A 17,740-nucleotide genomic window follows, 5' to 3' on the forward strand; every position below is an offset into this window, starting at 1 on the left:
AAAAAAATTTGAAAAAAGATGAGGTCTCCGTCCGCCCTCCGGCAGAAAAATAGTTTTATTTTCTTAACTAATCCGGTTGCGAAAATCCATTGGAGGATGTATATTATACTCCTGTAATGACAAAGAAGCAATTGCTTTTCGGCTCCGGTGCTTCGGAGGCCGAATGGAAGCGATGGAGATTGACGGGGATGGTGAAACTGCTTGACAACGAGAAAAACGACGCCGGGCGGGTCTGCGAGTTTTCCGTGACGGCAAAGCCGGGGTTGAAAGTCTTTGTCGCCGGTTCCTTCAACGATTGGGATCCGGAAGCGGCACCGATGAGCGAGCCGGCGGGGGACGGACACTATATCTGCCGGATTACGCTTGCTCCGGGGTCTTACGAGTATAAATTCGTCCTCGACGATCTCTGGATTCTCGATGATGAAAATCCGAATTTCGCATCGAACGATTTCGGGACGTTGAACAGCGTTCTGGTTGTGAATTGAATCCGGAATGCGGATGGAATTCCGCACTGGAGCGGCCATGTGGAAATGTTATGCGGTGCTCTCGGCGGTATTTGCGGCGCTGACTGCGATTCTCGCCAAAAAAGGGGTTGACGGGGTCGACTCGAATCTGGCGACGGCGATCCGCACGACGGTGATTCTCGTCATCACGTGGGGTATCGTGCTTGTGAGCGGGACGGCGGCCGGGATTCGCGACGTTTCGCAGCGGTGCGTGGTTTTTCTGATTCTTTCAGGTATTGCGACCGGGCTGTCGTGGCTCTTCTACTTCAAAGCGCTTCAGGGGGGGCCGGCATCGCTGGTCGCCCCCATTGACAAGCTCAGCGTGGCGATTACGATCCTGCTTGGGATCGTTCTGCTCGGCGAACATCCCGGCTGGCGCGGCATCGCCGGCGGCGCGCTGATTCTGGCGGGCACTCTCGTGATTCTCCTTCCCGGAAAATAAGTAAAATTCTCCACGGATCGACTTTTTTTTCAAAAAAAATTCTTCCGGCTATTGACATCGTTATAGAACTTTGCTATAATATTGATAGAACTTTGCTATAACATATTAAAAAAGATTCGGCGGATTGGATGTTGCAGGAACGGATGACAAAATTTCAGCTGGTGGAGGAGCAGCTTCGCAAGGAGATAGCGATCGGTAATTTTGCGCGCGGGACGGTGCTGCCGCCGGAGCGGGAGCTTGCGGAACATTTCGGTGTGAGCTACATGACGATGCGGAAGGCGGTGGGCGGTTTGATCGAGGAGGGGTTGCTCCGGCGGAATCGCGGCAGCGGAACGTTCGTCTGCGATGATATTTCCGAGGCGAAAGTGCAAAAGCAGCTGGGTGTGGTGATTCCGGCCTGGTCCGCGCCGGAGAATCTGGACTTCATCATGCACATTTCCCGGGCGTGTGCGGAGGCGAACTGGCTGATGAAGGTCATATATGCGCGCAGCTGGGACGAGCGGACGATTCTCGACCTCTGGCAGAACAGCGATGCGCTGGTGTGCACATCGGTTTCGGACATCCACAGTCTGCCGGATTCGCTGGTCAGACGGATTCAGGGACGGACGAAACCGATCGTGTTCTGCGGAGAAGATGCCTCCAGCTACGGAGCGGATTCCGTCTTTTATCCGCCGGATCTCCGGCTTGCGGAGGTTGCCGGGAAGCTCTATTCGCTCGGGCATCGCAGAATCATCCGGGTTGATCAAATGGCGGACACCAGCGATGAATTGCATCCAGGCATCGGTGGATTTCGGGCTTTTTTTCGTGCGGAACATCCCGATGTGGAAGTGAATGAAACTTCGTTTCTTTTTCAAATTCCACGTTTTGAGCTGGCGCACTACACGATTCGCCGTGAACTGGCGGCGAAAAGAGAGATTCTCAAACAATATACCGCCGTGATTTGCTCCTTAAGTTTTTACTGGGGGGTTCTGTCCGGCATTTACCTGGCCGGATTGCGGGTGCCGGAAGATTTGTCGGTGCTGACAGTCGGGGATCGGCAGGAAGCGGAATTTTATCATCCGCGCCCGGCAACATTGTCTGTGCAGTTGTGTGATCAGGCGTTTAAAGCGATGAAACTTGTGCAGTGGAGACTGGAGAACCCGACTGCTCCGGTTCGAACCGTTCGGATCAAAACGGAGTGGATCGCAGGAGAGACCCTGGCCGCCGCCCATCGCGGGGATTGCCGGTGAACAAATGCGGATTTCCCGGTTTGGCAGACTTTTGGTTTGCCGAGATATTGTGAGTAATGAAGAATCGCGGAGTCTTCGGATTCCGGCAATCAAAACAGAACAAGGAGTTTCAAATGAAAAAAGCAATTCATCATCATTTTCCTGTTGGCGAAAGAAGGGAAAAGACGATCCATTTATTCACATTGATTGAACTTCTGGTTGTGATTGCCATCATTGCGATTCTTGCCGGAATGCTTCTGCCGGCGCTGAACCAGGCCAGGGGCAGGGCGCGCACGACCAGCTGTATCAACAATACCAAGCAGATCATCTCCGGTATAGTCATGTATGCCGGCGACTTTCATGATGTGTTGCCGGCGACGATCAAATCCGTCACCGGTTCAGAAGAGCCGCGCTCTCTCTCGGAAAATTCCGGCGGAGCGTTGAAAAACGTCGGACTTGGAATTGTTGCGGCGGGAGGATATCTGGGGAAAGGCAGCGGCGGTTATGCAAACCGGGTGATTGGTGACAATCGGCCGGAGGTATTGCAATGCCCTTCTCAACCGGAAGATGGTTGGAATCAGATGTACGGCAACTGGTGTGATTACCTGTATCATCGCGATTCTGGAACGCAAATTCAATGGTCGTTTCCCAGTTTCGGAAAAAAACTTGGCGGTTTAAAGCGCGAAATGATAACAATTTGCATGACTGCGGGAAGGGGATTGGATACGGTCCCGCCCGGTCACAGCGGAGAGTGTACGGTTATTTCGAGGGCGGATGGCTCTGCCGGAACCTGCAGCTACAATGTTTATCGGGACGGCAGCAACAATTGGGAACGCGGCCAGCTGATTGACGCCGCAAATTGATTTTTGAAAATATATTCGATCTAGTGCTGAGAAGATGATGATGAAGAAACTGGGAAGTCTGGCTGCCTGCGTTGCAGCAGGAGCTCTGATGGCGGGAGAGATTCTGGTTTTGCCCTGGTCGGCCGGGTTGAACCGAGTGGAACGGTTCGAGAAGAACAGTTCCGGAAAGTTGATTGTTTCAAGAGATACGAAGGAGAATGCGATCCGGTTTGACGCGGAATTTTCCCCGGGAACCGATTTCTGGTGCTATCCGCGCCTGCGGTTGCGTTCCGGGGAGTCGCTCGAAAAAGCGCAGGCGATCCGGTTTGAGTTTCGTGCTGAACAGAAGAATCCGGATGCCGGATACCAGTGTGCCTATGTGATGTTTGAAAACGGGATGCCGTATTTCCCGCTGCCTGCCCCGAAGCCGGAGTATCAGCAAATCACGATTCCGCTGGCCGACGCGGTGAAAAATCCAGGTGCCGTGCGCCAGCTGCGAATCGGTATGAATCCCCGTTCGGAGCAGCTGACGTTTTTCGTTCGCAACATCGAGGTGCTCGGCGATCCCGCGGAACAGCCGCCCGTCGACGCTGCGGAAGCGGTGACGGCACACGCTCCCGGGGCGGCGTTCATTCAGGGGGAACCGCTGCGGTTCAAACTTACTCCGCTCGCAGTCGCCGCGCCTCGGTGGACGCTGAAAAACTGGAAAGGGGAGACCATTCGATCCGGTTCGTGGCCGCAGGAAAAACAGGAATTGCTGCTTGAACCGCTGCCGAATGGATACTACACTCTGGAACTTGCCTCCGACCGGCAGAAGTTTTCCGGCTTCCGCAGTTTTGCAGTCGTTCCCGATCCGGCGGCTTATCCGCGCAATCCGGAAATGTATTTTGCGCTGGATTCCGCGCAAAGCTGGCTGGCAATGCCGAACGCAGCCAATTACCGTCATCCCGGCAATGGGTATGAGATCGTTTCGGAGGTTGCCCGCCGTGCCGGATTGAAGATGGTTCGGGAACGCCTGAGTTGGAGCGAATGTGAGCCGGAACCCGGCAAATTCGACTGGAGACAGTACATGACCAATGCCACATTGCTGGCAGAACGGGGAATCAAGATTTCCGGCATGTATCACAATGCCCCGAAATGGGCAAGGACAAATACCACTCATCTGCCGGGAGATTTGCTTGCAACCTATCATTTTGCGAAGAAAGTTGCCGAGACGTTTCGGGGAAAAATGGCGGACTGGGAGTTCTGGAATGAACAGGATATCGGTTTCGCCCCGGAGGGAGCATGGGATTACGCTTCCGCTCTGAAAGCGGCATACCTCGGTTTTAAAGCGGGAGCCCCCGATCAGCCGGTCGCCATCGGAGCCTATGCCCATACCCATATTTCTCCGTATTCAGATGCCGTAATGGAGAGTGATGCGGGCTATTATTTCGACATTTTTAATATTCACACTTACGCCAGGCCGCAGGAGTGCCCCGAACTGCTGGAACGAATCCGGGCACATCTGGCTCGCCATAACGTGTCAGACAGGCTGATCTGGTTCACTGAGAACGGCAGCAGTATGGAAGGAAACGGGCAGCTTGACAGCTACATGACTGGTTTGAAGGTCCATTCTCCGGAACAGGAGATGATCGTTGCGGAGTTTCTTCCGAAAATGATGATTGTTCTTCAGTCGCTTGGTGTGGATCGTGACTTTTTCTTTGTTCTGTCTCCGTACAATGAACGTAACGGCTACAAGGATTGGGGACTTATGCGGCGGGACTATACGGTGAAGCCCGGTTTTGCGGTATTCGCGACGCTGACCGACAAGCTCGGCAGCGCACAATATGAAGGGACGAGAAAGCTGGGGGAGGGGATTCGCGGCTTTGTGTATCGTGAACCGACCGGGCGCAAGAGCCTCGTTTTCTGGAGCGAGTCTGAAATCGACACGGAAGGCGGGATTCCTGTCATAAATCTGAAGGACGCTAAAGCCCGGGAGTTTACGCTGAATCTGACGGGAACATTCGAAGGTGTCGACGCGTTCGGCACGCCGTTCACCGCGGCTTCGAAGGAGGGAACGTTGAAGCTGACGGCGACCCGGATGCCGGCGATTCTGACGGGAATCCCTGCTCTGGAACCGACGGAGCGGTTTCTGCCGGGGAAGAAAAAAGGCGCAGATGACGACGGCGGCCGATATGACCGAACGATTGTATTCCGGACTGAGCTCTCCGACGACTTCGAACTCCTCGGCGACAAAACCGGGGTGGATGTGAAAAAGGACAAAGCTGCATTCAAACTGCAGGTATTCAATCTCTCGGACCGGGAAAAAACTGGTCGTGTGGTGATTTCCGGAGGGAAGGTTTCCGGTCTGCCGGATGAAGTGAAAATTCCTGCGTTTGGCAAAGTGGAACTGCCATTGGTGATTGTACCGGAACTGGATGAAAGTCTTCAGGGCAAAATTCGTATTTCCGGACTCTTTGAGGGACGGGAGGCTACGGCTTCCGTGATTCCATGCTGCCGGATCACTGGATTGAGTCGAAAAGTTGCGCTTCCGGATACAAATGACCCCAGCAACTGGCGGCAGAATTCGTCGGGAAAAATGACGATCACCTACGATCATGCGGAAAAAGGGATTCGTTTCCGGACGCAGTTCCCGGCCGGAGTCGACCGCTGGACCTATCCGGAGTATATTCTGCAGTTGCCGCAGGAGTCTCTCCGGGGGGCGATCGGATTGAGCTTCGAGGTGAAAGCGCTCCCGGCCGACAAGGTCAAGCAGATGCTGGTGATGGCCGTCATGGGAACGCAGAGAGAAAAGGGCGAAACGGTTCACCTGCCGGTTGCGAAACCCTCCGAAAAGTGGGAGGAACGGTTCGTCACGTTTTCCGAGGGTCAGCTCGATCCGGATCGGATCCGCCAGCTGCGGATCGGTATAAATTCCAATGCGGATGACATCACGTATCTGATCCGCAACGTCAAGGTGCTTTACGCAAGGTAACATCTGTCCGCCCGCCTCCGGAGAACCGATCATCATCGGAGGCGGGCAGATGTTCATTTTTGCGGAAGCACGACGAAGTTGTTCAGCAGCTGGGTGTCGTTTCCGCGGACATACAGTTTCGAGAGCGCTCCGAGCGGCTCCTTGAGCACGGTTTCGACCACTTTCCGGCCGTCGACCGTGAGAACGGCGCGACGGGTGGCCGCATCGTAGGTCAGCACGAATTTCGCCATCTTCTCGGGGCTGACCGCGGGGTGTTTGGAATCATTCTGCTCAAGAATGATGCCGGTTTTTCCCCAGGTCAGCGGTGCATCTTCCTGCACGAGACGGATCCCGGCCAGTCCGTTTCCTTCGAGCGCGTCCGCTGCCGCCGAGTCCCAGCTCGTGAGAATTCCGTTTTGGGAGGCGTCATCGAGCAGACCGACGAGAATCAGACGCTGATACTCCAGATGGATCACGTCGAAGGAGAGTTCGAAACTCCCGGTGAGCGGCCGGTCGAGGGGCTTTTCCGCCATGCCGTTGCCGATCAGAAACACCGTGCCGAACGAGGAGTCCCGGTCGATCTTCAAATCCCCCTTCCACCCTTTGGAAGAGGCGGAATTCGAAGCGAGAAGCGCTCCCGGCACTTCCAGCGGTTTCACCTCGTCGTCCGGCGCGCTGCGGTCGAACTCCTCGTAGTTCGGGAAGGCGTACAGCACGGGACTGCCCCAGTTCCCGGCCGCATCACGGGCTCGAAGCCAGACGAAGCTCGCGCCCGGCTGGTCGAGAATCTCGTCAGGAACGACGATGTGGAACCGCTTGTGCCGTCCGTCGGAGCCAGGAACCGGAACTCCGTTGCGCAACACTCGTTCCTCCTTCGGCTCTCTCAGAATCGAGAGCTGTCCGAGTTGCTGACCCGGCGCTTTCAGCGTCAGAGCCCCCTTGTTGAAGTCGACCGGGCGCGGATTCGCGCCGACGACGGTGCGCCATCCATCCCAGAGCTCTTTCGGAAACTGGTCGTTCCGGGCGTGCGGGGTGAAGTTGAAGGTGTAGTTCTCCTCCGTGCCGCCCTTGGGCTCGAGCCGTCTCACGACGATTTTGTTCGGAACGGTTACGAAGAGCTTGCCGAACGGCTGTTTCGGCCGGAACACCGTCGCGACGCCGATGTGAAAATTGTCCTCGAGCGTTCTGAGTTCCGGCGCGTCGAATGTGAGATCGGCATTGCCGACGTCGACAGCCCGGCCGGGGGTGAAGTTAAAGACGTTGCGCAGTTGTCGGGTTTTGACGGGACGGCTCGATTGGAGAGCCAGGTTTCCCGTGGCGGCACCTTCTTTTCCCTGCGGAGCCTTCCAGTAGAGATCCCCCTCCCAGACCACCTCGAGTCCGGTCACTTCCGAGATCGTGTCGCGGACGGTTACGGTCAGCGTTCCGCCGCGGTTGTTGCTGCGCTCGATCGATTCGACAAGCGGTCCGGCGCCGTCGCCGTAGCCGAGCTTCTCATGGATCGTCGGATGGACGCTCTCCTTCGGCGGAGGCGGGGGCGGCGTGAAATCCCGCCCCTTCAGGTGGGCCATAACCCGGCAGTAGAGGTAGGGGTCATCGGTGAAGCCGTCGAAGTCCCAGCCGGGTTCCATGGTGGTTCCCTCCTCCCAGTCGTTCCAGGAGCTCACCATCAGGAAGTCCGGGCCCGAGCGGAACGAATCGAGCATGGTCTTTTCGAGCCGCCGACCTCCGAGGCCGTAGGCGAGCACGCCGGGCTGGCGCAGCGGCTGGCTGGTTCCGTCGAATTTCACGTACTGCATGTCGGCCACTTTTTTTCCGGCCTTCCGGGCGGCGGCGAAGATCGGCGCCGGATCTTGAAAATCGAGCTGCCATTTGCGGGTCGCGGCGTTTTTCCGGTGAAGGCTCGCCCCGCAGACGACGCTGCAAAGTTTCTTCACGCCGCTGAACCGGGCCACGTCACCGAAGATCATCCAGTGGACGGGACCGGCCTGTTCCTCCACGCGGTCGAACACCCCGGAGAGTTCTTCCGGAGTGATGTTCATTCCGAAGGTCTGAAAATAGATGACCGGTTTTCCGTCGATCCGGTAGAGACCGGGATGGCTGCCGTAACGTTTCAGGAAGCGGACAAAACGCTGAACCATCACCTCCGGCTTCTGCGCAGGAGAGCCGTTTCGAAAGGCGACTTCGTCCATGAAGAAGATCGGGAACTTCTCCTCTGCGGCGATGTCGAGCGCGGTTTTGACGAGATTGGAGTTCTCCTCCTGGATATAGTCGGTTCCGACGCTCCACTCGGGGTGGAGCATCGCCGCAACCGTTTCGAATCCGGCGGCTTTCATGCAGCGGATCTGCCAGCGCATGATGTCGGGATTCGCCGAGTCGTAGGGGCCGGGGAATGGATAGCCGTTCCGGTTCCAGTAGAGCCGCCACGGCTCCCGTTCCGCCGTGAGCGTGCTGTCCAGATGAGAGAAGGTCTGCTGCCGGTCGGGATAGGGGAATCCCCACCAGAAATGCCACTCCTGAATGAAGACCGGGAGATCCTTCAGCGCACCGTAGGATTCTTTCGACAGCCCCTGCATTGGTGCGGCTCCGGCGCGCGGCAGCATGAGTGTGAGGACGGCCGCCAGACAGAGAGCCGCCCGGAACAGGGATTTTTGATTCATGAGTACGAAACCTTTCTTGGTTGGAAACATCAGATTCGCCGGACGCCGTCCGGCCCGACTTCGAGGTCGAACCGGTCGCCTTGACTGTGAAGCCCTTTGATTTTCAATGAGTTAATTTTTTCCGGGAGATGGGAGGCCGCAGTCACTCCTTCCGGGGTGATCCGGAGTCCGGCGAACCCCGCCAGAACCAGCTGCAGCACGCCGCCCAGACCGGTCATGAAGCAGAAACGGTCATTGACGGGACTCTCGCTTGCGAGCAGGAACGGCGCATGGAAATGAGGGAGTGTATCGAGCAGGGCCTCCCACGCCTCCTTCGCGTCGCCGAGTTCCGCTGCGATGATTCCGTCGATCGCGGAACCCATCATGATCTTGTTTTCCGGGTAACGACTCTTGTAGTAGTCGATGGTCGCACGTCGGGCGGAGGCTGAGAGTTCCATCCCGTAAGGATAGATCAGAAGCGCGGCATCGGCCTGTTTGATCGTTTCGCCGCAATAGGTGTCGTGCTCAATGATCCGACCGCTCTCCGGCTCGGCCGGAATCCAGAGTTTGTCCGCGATCTCCCGCCAGCGCGGGTCAACGGGGCGCCCGGTCATCGCCGCGACGCGCTCCGCCAATCGGAGGGTGTGGGCCGCTCCAAAATTGGTAAGGGCGTTGTTGTTGCGAATTCCCGCGTTTTCGTCGGCACAGCAGACTCCACGGATTTCGTACCGTTCCCGTTCGTTGTTCCAATGAACGCGGGAGGTCCAGAATCGGGCCGATTCCACGATGATCTCAGCGCCCTTTTCCTCCAGATAAGTTTTGTCTCCTGAAATCAGGAAATATTGCCAGGCCGCAAGAGCGACATCCGAATTGACGTGATGCTGCCGGGCGTAGATCAGGCCGGGAATGGTTTCGTCACCGGTTTCGGCGCTCTCCCAGGCGAACTGGGCGCCCTCGAGTCCGCGGGCGGCGGCGTTGCGTTTTGCTCCGGGCAGAGTTTTGAACCGATAGTCGACGAAGTTGCGCCCGAGTTCCGGATGCAGCAGCGCCACGGGCGGGAACATCCAGAGGTCGTCGTCCCAGAAGATCCTGCCGCCCCAGGCGTTTCCGGCCAGTCCGGTCGGCCCGGGCACCGCTTCTGTTCTCTCGGCGAGGCAGCAGTAGAGCGCGTAGAGCGAGGCGTGAATCACCATCTGCAGGCCCGGATGATCGACTTCGATGTCGCTCTCCCAGAGGCGGCGCCACGCTTCGAAATGGCTCGAACGCTCGGACGCCGGATCATCCGCCGCAGCCGCGGCGAGCATACGCGAGGAGTTGACCGGATCGGGCGAGTCGTGTTCCGACACAAGGGCGGCGAATTTTCGGACGCTCACGGTTTGGCCGGGGAGGGCGCGGAACGTCGTTTCCCGCCGGAATCCCGCTCCGGTCGCGGTGAATTTCTCCGGAGTTTCCGGCTGCGGCACACATTCGAGGACGGTCGAAGCGGCCACGAGCCGTCGGAAGGGGCCGGTTTCGGCGTAGAACGTTCGAATCCGGTCGGATTTCGGAGCCCGGGGAAAGGTTGCCGCTCCGGAAAGCATTTCAAGAAAAGTTCCGTCAACACTGTCGGTGAAATGCAAAGCGCAGGGGAAATCCGGTGTCGCCGTCGTGTGGACAATGCCCAGATTCCGCCGGGCGCGCGAGAGCCGGATCTCCGTCTCGACCCGGATGCTTCCGCCCGGTCGAGTCCAGTCGCAGACGGTGCGGACAATGCCGGTGCGCCAGTCGAGGGTCTGACGGAAATTTCTCCAGTTTGCCGTGTCGCGCCGGAATTCCGTGTCTCCCTCTTTCAGCACGAGGCCGAGGAAGTTGAACATCGGAATCAGACTGTTTTCATCCAGCACGTGGTACATCAGGGTTCCGCCGGGGACCATGTCTCCACAGATCGTCTCCGGATAGATCGATGGTTCTCCCGCCGCGGGTACGCGCAGCCCGATGAGCCCGTTGCCGCAGAATGCGTCGCGTCGGTTCGGGTGGAGCGGATCGCGGCTTTCCCGAATCCACGGGTCGAGGTCGGGATCGTTGAAATATTCGCGGGTCAGCTGCCCGGCTCGGTCGGGATTTTCCATGAAGAGACTCACTTTCTCTTTCGGATCAGGAAGGTTTCGGGCGAGCGCTGCCGAAGCGGGGCGGCTCCTTTCAATTCGAATGTACAGTTTTCGAGTACGATTTCGCCGATGGCATGCGGAAACACGTCAATTCCGTAATCGCCGACACCCTCGAAATGCACATTCCGCAGCGTGATGTTCTGAAGGCGGCTCTCGCCGTCGCTGATGGAGATCCCGGCGGCGGAACTCTCCCGGACGACGACGTCTTCAAGCAGAATCTTTCCAGTGATATCCCGCTTTGCCGCCTGGAAGAAGATTCCTCCGTAAGGGCGGTTCCCCCAGAACCAGCCTCCGCAACGCTCCAGCAGCAGATTTTTCACGACGGTCGTTCCGCCGAAAGGCCACGCGTCGAACTGGGAGGAGAGATTGATGCCGCTGTCGGTCAGCGTATCGCGTCCGAGGCAGTTTTCGATGCGGTTGTCGACACCGCCGAAGATCGCGAAGCAACGGGCGCGCCACGGAACTTCCGCCGTGCAGTTCCGGTAGACGTTTCCTGTGCAGGGACCGAGTCCGCGCGGCGCGGACCAGATCGCGAAGGCGTCGTCTCCGGTCCCGCGGGCGTGGCAGTTCTCCACCACGGCGTTCCGGGTTCCGGCGCAGAGGTTTACCGCGTCCGCGAAGACGTTGCGGAATCGACAGTTGCGAACAGTCAACCCCTCCGAAGCCGGTTCGTTGTCCCGCCCGGACCAGAGTCCGACCTGGGTTTTTTCGATCCAGAGATTCTCCACGAGGGACCCCTTTCCCCAGGTCCCCCAGAGGGCGAACTCCTCATCCTTGCGGCAGGTCCCGTCGCCGAAGATCGCAAAATCCTTCAGCGTGCTTGTCCCAAGGACGCCGAATCCGACCCCGGGACTTTTGACGGAGAGGTCGCTCCGACGGTTGCGGATGGTCGAATACCACATCCCGGCTCCCTGAATTTTAACGGATTTGATCCGGAATCCCCGGCTGGTCCGATACTCCCCCGGTGGAAGATAGAGGATTTTTCCCGTCGCTTCGGCCGCGGTGAGCGCACGCTGGAGCGCTTCCGTATCGTCTTGAACACCATCTCCGGCCGCGCCGAAGTCGCAGAGAGAAAGCGAACCTGCCGGACGGGGCAGCGGAGGCGGAACTTTTTCGAGTTCCAGCAGATCGATGACGTAGAATGCGGCCGTGTCGCCGGCGTCCTTTTGAAGCCGTACTTTTGCTCCCGCTGGAATTTCGCCGACTCTGGCGCGGGTTTCGTCGAAGAAATGGAACGCTGTGCCTCCGGGGAGTTTTTGCGCGGCAGGATCGTCGACCGGATCGGATTCCTTTCCGTAAAGCCATGTATGACGGCTGGTCAGCGGAAGATCACAACGATGCCCGCCGTCGATGTAGAGACTCAGTGTGAAATCGATCCCGCCGCCACGGGGGGCGTCGGGAACCGCACAGCGGATCACGACGGCGTCGGCTTTTGCCGGTGCGATCCATTCGACGTAATCCCCGGTCCGGTTCAACTTGACACCGCGCCGTCCGACACATTCCGCAGCGAACGTTCCGGCTTCCCTGGATGGGCCGATCTTTTCCGCGTTGGTTGCTCCATTTTCGGCCTGAAGCGTCCGCCAGGGGAAGATGCCGCCGGGTGCGGCGGCCGCGAGTTGAAGTCCGGCCGCCGTGAAAACGACCGGAAGAATCAGATGGATAATTCGGTTCATTTGAAGCTCTTTTCGTTCAGATTGCGTATGCTTTCCCGCTCGATCAGCACCGGATCGACCCGGTGCTCCCGCAAGGTTGGATCGCCGTGTCCATGAATGATCGCCGTTACGGTTTGGCACAGTTTTTCGACCGGAGTCACGAGGGTTGTGAGTTTCGGGCAGGTGTAACATTCAATTCCGGCGTGTGCGAGGGCTGTCACGATGCTCACGTCGTCAGGGCAGCGCAGGTTCCGTTCGTAGAGCGCACGCAGCGTGCCGAGCGCACCGGAAGTGGTATCCACCACCAGTGCTGTCAGATCGGGTGCTTTCCGCATGACTTCCAGAGTCTGAACATAACCGCTTTCCATGGAGTCCTGCCAGTATTCAACTTTGCTGTCCGGCTGCACGAGTGTGCGCCAGGGCAGTTTGTAATTGCGCGCCGCCTCTTTGAGTCCCTGCATATTCTCCTGAAAGGCGGGGGTCGACGGTTCGTTGTTGACCAGTCCGATGCGGCGATGTCCGTTGCGCACGAGCATTTCGAGTTTTCCGTAACCGGCAAGAAAGTGGTTGCCGTACACACTGTGGCAGTTCCGATAAAGTTCCACATGTTCGATTTTACCGATGAATATGACCGGCATACCCAGATTGTCGAGCCGTTCGAGGAGCGTTCGGCGCAGGGGAATTCCGGCAATGAAGATGACTGCCTGAATATTTTTGTTCTGTTCCGTGAGCCGGAAGAGAAGGTCAAGTTCCGACTCCGGCTGGACGCGGAGGTGGTTCAGCCGGAATCCCTGCTGCATGGCGGCCAGTTCGAGATGGTGAATCTCGTTCCAGATTTCAAACGAGAAGAAATCCGGATAGACCAGCAGCACTTCCTTCTGCGTTGTCGGGGCAAACGCGGGGACGGCAATCGCATCTCGGGGCATCACGAATGTTCCACGGCCGACCTGCCGGGCGACGAGTCCTTCCTGCTCGAGTTCCGCCAGAACCTTGCTCATGGTGGCGCGGCTGAAGCCGTACTGTTCGGCGAGTTTGCGTTCCGCGGGAAGCCGTGTTCCCACCTTGAGGGTCCGCAGATATTCCCGCAGCGTGATTTTCATCGCGGCGGAAGATTGAGGCGAGAGCGTCGATTCCATCTTCGATCTCCTGAGGTTCAATCTGCGAGTTCCGTATTGATTTCGGGGTTGTTCGGAGTGCGACCGCTGTTGAACACTTTGTACTTTTTCCGGCCGCTTTCCACGTGGCCGTCATACAAAAGCACATTTCCGCGCAGGTTGTGATTCAAACCGAAGCAGTCGTATGCTGCCATGAAATACTGGGTGTAGCCCTGGTCGCCTGTGAACTGGCAGCTGTCGAATGTGGTTACGAATTCCGATGGCGTGGTGCTTTCCACCGTTGCGAGTTCACTTTCCTGCTGCCCCTCGTTGGCCGCTTTGTAGCGGAACGTCCCCGCATAGAACCAGTAGGCGTTCTGATTGTTGTTGTAGCTCGCCTCGATGCCGCGTTTCGCGTAGGAGCGTGAGGAGTGGTAGATCCCGAATGGATTGACCGACGGGCAGCTGAGCATCCATTTCCGGTTGTCCTGCTGCTGCGGGAAGTAACCGAGATTGATCATCGCCAGTGTCCACGGTCCTTCCATGGTTCCGGTTCCCGGTTCCGGCGCGTTGAAGTCCGGCCCGTAGAGCCAGCCATCGTAATCGTTGATGTATTGCGCATCCGCCAGACCGATCTGCTTGAGATTGTTCAGACAGGCCGTCGCATTCGCCCGGGCCCGCGCCTGATTCAGCGCGGGCAGCAGCATGGAGGCGAGAATCGCAATGATTGCAATTACAACCAGAAGTTCGATCAATGTAAATGGTTTAAGAAGGTTTGTTCCGGTTTGGCGGGATTCGGGCGCGGCGATCTGTTTCATGATTCTCGACTCCTTCTGATTCTGTCCGACTTCGGATTGCAGTTGATTCAATCCAATTATGGCCATTCTATTTTTTTTTGAATTGGACTATTCCTTTTGCTATTAATTATGGACCATTTTTTCGGAAAAGTCAAGGCTTGAAACCAAAAAAAAGGGAAAATTCCCGTTTCTCAGACCGGTTCCGGCGGGGATTCGGCGGGGGGCGGTCAGTACAGGCAGCCCCGCAGGAACTGTGCGTAGACGGGGCCGAATTTCTGCTGGGAGTATTCGAATGCAAGATGGTGGGCGTTGGCGGCGAACCGGCCGCGGACGGTGTCGTCCTTCAGCCGGATCAGCGCGTCGGTCCACTCCTCCGGAGTTTCCGCGAGATAACCGGTTTCGCCGTCGCGCAGCACGCGAAGGTTCTCGCCGACCGGACTGGCGATCGCGGGGAGTCCCGCAGCAAGATATTCGATCAGCTTGAACGCGGACTTCCCGGCGGCAAACGGGTCGTCCGCCGGGAGCGGCATGATCCCGACGTGGCAGCGGGCGAGAAGTTCGCCCTCCTTCGCTTCCGACCAGTCAGCGAAGCGCATGTTTACCCCCGGAATCGCCCGCCGTCCCAGACTTTTCTTCGCGATGACCAGCAGCTCGAAATCAACCGCCAGCGCCATCGACTGCAACGCCTCGGTGTGACGTTCGAGATATTCGTACGTGACCGGAGTCCCGATCCACGCAATCGTGAAGTCGGGAAACTTCCGCGCCTGCTTCGGGAAGGCATCCAGATCGACCGCCGTCGGGATCTTGATGACATTCGCATTGTGTCTGCGCGCCTTTTCAAGCAGCAGATCGTTCGCACAGACCACACCGGCGGCTCCTTCGATCAGAAGGTCATATTTTTCCGCGAGAGCGCCCCTGCCTTCGTATTTCAGCCAGACGTCGTCGTCGAAATTCAGCACATAACGCCGGTTGCGCAGAAAATACGATTCGACGCCGAACGGGAGCTCCGGAAACAGTTCATATTCGATGAGCAGCCGTTTCGGCAGGTGCACGGCAGTCGAAGTCAACCGCCGCAGAAGCGCCTCCGCCGCAAGCAGACGCGACTTGCCGCCGCCGGCATAGAGCCGTTTCAGGTAGGCGTCCGGGAAGAACGAGTGGAAATGCGGCGCAAATCCGGCCGTTTTAAACGCATTCCGGTAGTCGAAATAGCGCAGCCGGCTCGATGCGCCGCGCCGCCCGTACCGGGTGTAGATTCCGAGTTCCTCCGCCACTGTATTCTCCGCTTTTTTCGTGGTAACGATTGCGTCATCCGGGTAACATAGCTCCGCTGCGGTTTTTTTTCAACCTGGCGGCGGGAAGAGAGTTTTACAATTTTTGTCGTATGTCGGTCCGGTTTGAACAAAATTGTAAAGCTCTCTGAAAATGACGAGCACGAGGATGGGATTTTTCGGGCGGGGAAGGCGTCCTTTTTCATTCTGGCACGCCTTTTGCTTTACATGTACCGAACCCGAAACAACCAGGAGGTGTTTATGAAACTTATCATCGCCTACATCAAACCGGAAAGGCTGAATGCGGTCAAGCAGGAGCTTTACAAGCGCAGCATTTTCAAGATGTCGGTCAGCAATGCGCTCGGCTGCGGCCAGCAGAAGGGGTACGTTGAGGCGTACCGCGGCGCGATCTCCGAAGTGAATCTGCTGAAAAAAGTACGACTTGCGATCGGAGTGAACGACGACTACGTCGAAACCACCATCGAAGGGATCGTTGCCGGAGCCCGGACCGGCCACATCGGAGACGGTAAGATCTTCGTTCTGCCGATGGAGGACTGCGTCCGGATCCGCACCGGCGAACACGGCCCGGAAGCGATCGGATGATCCGAAGAGTACAGGAAGGAGAATGGAATCATGAGAAATAAGTGGAAAATCATTCCAACTGCGGCATTGCTGTTTGCCGCGGTTGCGCTTCCTGCCGCGGAAGAGGCCGCCGCTGAGCCGGCGGCAACGGTGGAGCAGGCGCTTTTTTATGTTGACAACCTCTGGGTGCTGATCGGCGGTATGCTGGTGTTTCTGATGCACCTCGGCTTTGCGACGGTGGAGTCGGGACTCTGCCGGGCGAAGAACTGCACGAACATTCTGTTCAAGAATACGCTGGTTCCGGCGATCGGATTTCTGACCTACGCGGTTATGGGGTTTTCCCTCATGTACCCCGGAGATGCCTGGCAAATCGGCAAGGTTCTGGGATTTGCGGGGTTCGGCATGGGAGCGAATCCGGATGCGACGATCGCCGAGGCGATGTCGTACAACGGACACTTCACCTACTGGGCGGACTTCTTCTTTCAGGGGATGTTTGCCGCGACCGCTGCGACGATCGTCTCGGGCGCGGTGGCGGAACGGGTGAAAGTCAAGGCGTTTCTCGTGTTCACGCTGGTGTATGTCATGCTCGTCTACCCGGTGATCGGGTCCTGGGGCTGGGGCGGCGGCTGGCTCGCGGGGATGAATTTCCATGACTTTGCCGGTTCGACCTTCGTGCACAGCGTCGGCGGCTGGGCCGCGCTTGCGGGTGTGATTCTGCTTGGACCGCGGATCGGGAAATATGTGAACGGCCGCGCGATGCCGATCATGGGTCACAGCATGCCGCTGGCGACGATCGGTGTGTTCTGTCTGTGGCTCGGCTGGTTCGGGTTCAACGGCGGTTCGATCCTCTCGGCGGAGCCGACAAAGATTTCGTTCGTGTTGTGCACGACGATGTTCGGGGCCTCGGCGGGGGTGCTTGGAGCGATGCTCTGCAGCATGTTCTTCCTGCACAAGCCGGATCTTTCGATGACGCTGAACGGCTGTCTGGCCGGACTGGTTGCGATCACGGCGGGTGCGGACTGCGTGAGCCCGACTTCCTCGATCATCATCGGTCTGGTCGGAGGTGTGATTGTGGTTCCGGCGGTTCTGATGTTCGACCGGCTGCAGCTTGACGACCCGGTCGGTGCGCTCTCGGTTCACCTGGTCAATGGAATCTGGGGAACGCTTGCGGTGGGCATCTTCGCCTTTCCGGAGTGCGGATACAGTTTCTGGACGCAGCTGGTCGGCGTGCTGGCGGTCGGCGTGGTGGCATTCCCGGCGGCGTTCCTGATCTTCTGGGTGCTCAAGCACACGATGGGGATCCGGGTGTCCGAGGAGGAGGAGTTGCGCGGACTCGACCTCGGGGAACATGGAATGGAGGCTTATCCGGGATTCCAGTTCTTCAGCAATCAGTAATTCTCCGCGGAGAGCCGGGAAGTGCTCCTGAACGTCCCGGCGATTCGGACGGGAACCGGCATGGACAACCGGCTCCCGTTTTTTTGCGGCATCCGGGGAGACGGAATATGTCGGAGAATCCGGTTGGGAACTTGCAATCGACAAACAGTTGCTATGGTAAAAAGGAATGATGCAGCGATTATGAAATGAGAGAGGCTGATTCTCAAAGATGTGATACT

At 57.8% G+C, this 17,740-nt stretch carries 13 protein-coding genes; 7 read left to right on the forward strand and 6 right to left on the reverse strand.

Features of this window, described 5'->3' with window-relative positions:
* The first annotated feature begins 188 nt into the window (after window positions 1-188).
* The 5 genes from Q0K10_RS12360 to Q0K10_RS12380 all read left to right on the forward strand — a co-directional run bounded on the left by Q0K10_RS12360 (window position 189) and on the right by Q0K10_RS12380 (window position 5,969).
* On the forward strand, window positions 189-485 hold the full coding sequence (locus tag Q0K10_RS12360) for a glycogen-binding domain-containing protein (protein WP_294507521.1): 297 nt from the start codon (window positions 189-191) through the stop codon (window positions 483-485).
* A gap of 37 nt (window positions 486-522) precedes the next feature.
* A complete protein-coding gene (locus tag Q0K10_RS12365; RefSeq protein WP_366943009.1) occupies window positions 523-945 on the forward strand; it encodes an EamA family transporter in 423 nt (140 codons plus the stop codon).
* 143 nt (window positions 946-1,088) lie between these two features.
* Window positions 1,089-2,174, forward strand: coding sequence for a GntR family transcriptional regulator (locus Q0K10_RS12370; RefSeq protein WP_294507524.1), 1,086 nt, complete (start codon window positions 1,089-1,091; stop codon window positions 2,172-2,174).
* A 113-nt stretch (window positions 2,175-2,287) separates the two neighbouring features.
* A complete protein-coding gene (locus Q0K10_RS12375; protein WP_294507526.1) occupies window positions 2,288-3,016 on the forward strand; it encodes a type II secretion system protein in 729 nt (242 codons plus the stop codon).
* A gap of 40 nt (window positions 3,017-3,056) precedes the next feature.
* Window positions 3,057-5,969 carry a hypothetical protein gene (locus tag Q0K10_RS12380; protein ID WP_294507528.1) on the forward strand — a complete coding sequence of 971 codons (2,913 nt, stop codon included), beginning with the start codon at window positions 3,057-3,059 and terminating at the stop codon, window positions 5,967-5,969.
* Between the two features lie 53 nt (window positions 5,970-6,022).
* Here the strand turns inward: Q0K10_RS12380 and Q0K10_RS12385 are convergent, their stop codons facing one another.
* The 6 genes from Q0K10_RS12385 to Q0K10_RS12410 form a co-directional block, all read right to left on the reverse strand.
* Complete coding sequence (locus tag Q0K10_RS12385; RefSeq protein WP_294507530.1) at window positions 6,023-8,608, reverse strand: hypothetical protein; 2,586 nt, start codon at window positions 8,606-8,608, stop codon at window positions 6,023-6,025.
* Window positions 8,609-8,637: 29 nt separating this feature from the next.
* Complete coding sequence (locus Q0K10_RS12390; RefSeq protein WP_294507532.1) at window positions 8,638-10,695, reverse strand: hypothetical protein; 2,058 nt, start codon at window positions 10,693-10,695, stop codon at window positions 8,638-8,640.
* 8 nt (window positions 10,696-10,703) lie between these two features.
* Entirely contained in the window at window positions 10,704-12,407 is a 1,704-nt protein-coding gene (locus Q0K10_RS12395; protein ID WP_294507534.1) for a glycosyl hydrolase family 28-related protein, read from the reverse strand.
* Entirely contained in the window at window positions 12,404-13,522 is a 1,119-nt protein-coding gene (locus Q0K10_RS12400; RefSeq protein WP_294507536.1) for a LacI family DNA-binding transcriptional regulator, read from the reverse strand. Before Q0K10_RS12400 ends, Q0K10_RS12395 begins: the two co-directional genes overlap by 4 nt.
* A 17-nt stretch (window positions 13,523-13,539) precedes the next feature.
* A complete protein-coding gene (locus Q0K10_RS12405; protein WP_294507538.1) occupies window positions 13,540-14,298 on the reverse strand; it encodes a type II secretion system protein in 759 nt (252 codons plus the stop codon).
* A gap of 206 nt (window positions 14,299-14,504) precedes the next feature.
* Entirely contained in the window at window positions 14,505-15,548 is a 1,044-nt protein-coding gene (locus tag Q0K10_RS12410) for a glycosyltransferase (protein ID WP_294507540.1), read from the reverse strand.
* 258 nt (window positions 15,549-15,806) lie between these two features.
* Here Q0K10_RS12410 and Q0K10_RS12415 point away from each other — a divergent pair, with 258 nt between their 5' ends.
* Both Q0K10_RS12415 and Q0K10_RS12420 read left to right on the forward strand, forming a co-directional pair.
* On the forward strand, window positions 15,807-16,148 hold the full coding sequence (locus Q0K10_RS12415) for a P-II family nitrogen regulator (RefSeq protein WP_294507542.1): 342 nt from the start codon (window positions 15,807-15,809) through the stop codon (window positions 16,146-16,148).
* A gap of 30 nt (window positions 16,149-16,178) precedes the next feature.
* Window positions 16,179-17,522, forward strand: coding sequence for an ammonium transporter (locus tag Q0K10_RS12420; RefSeq protein ID WP_294507544.1), 1,344 nt, complete (start codon window positions 16,179-16,181; stop codon window positions 17,520-17,522).
* The last annotated feature ends 218 nt before the right edge of the window (window positions 17,523-17,740 follow it).

It is taken from the genome of uncultured Victivallis sp., from assembly GCF_944391105.1.
Lineage (GTDB): Bacteria > Verrucomicrobiota > Lentisphaeria > Victivallales > Victivallaceae > Victivallis.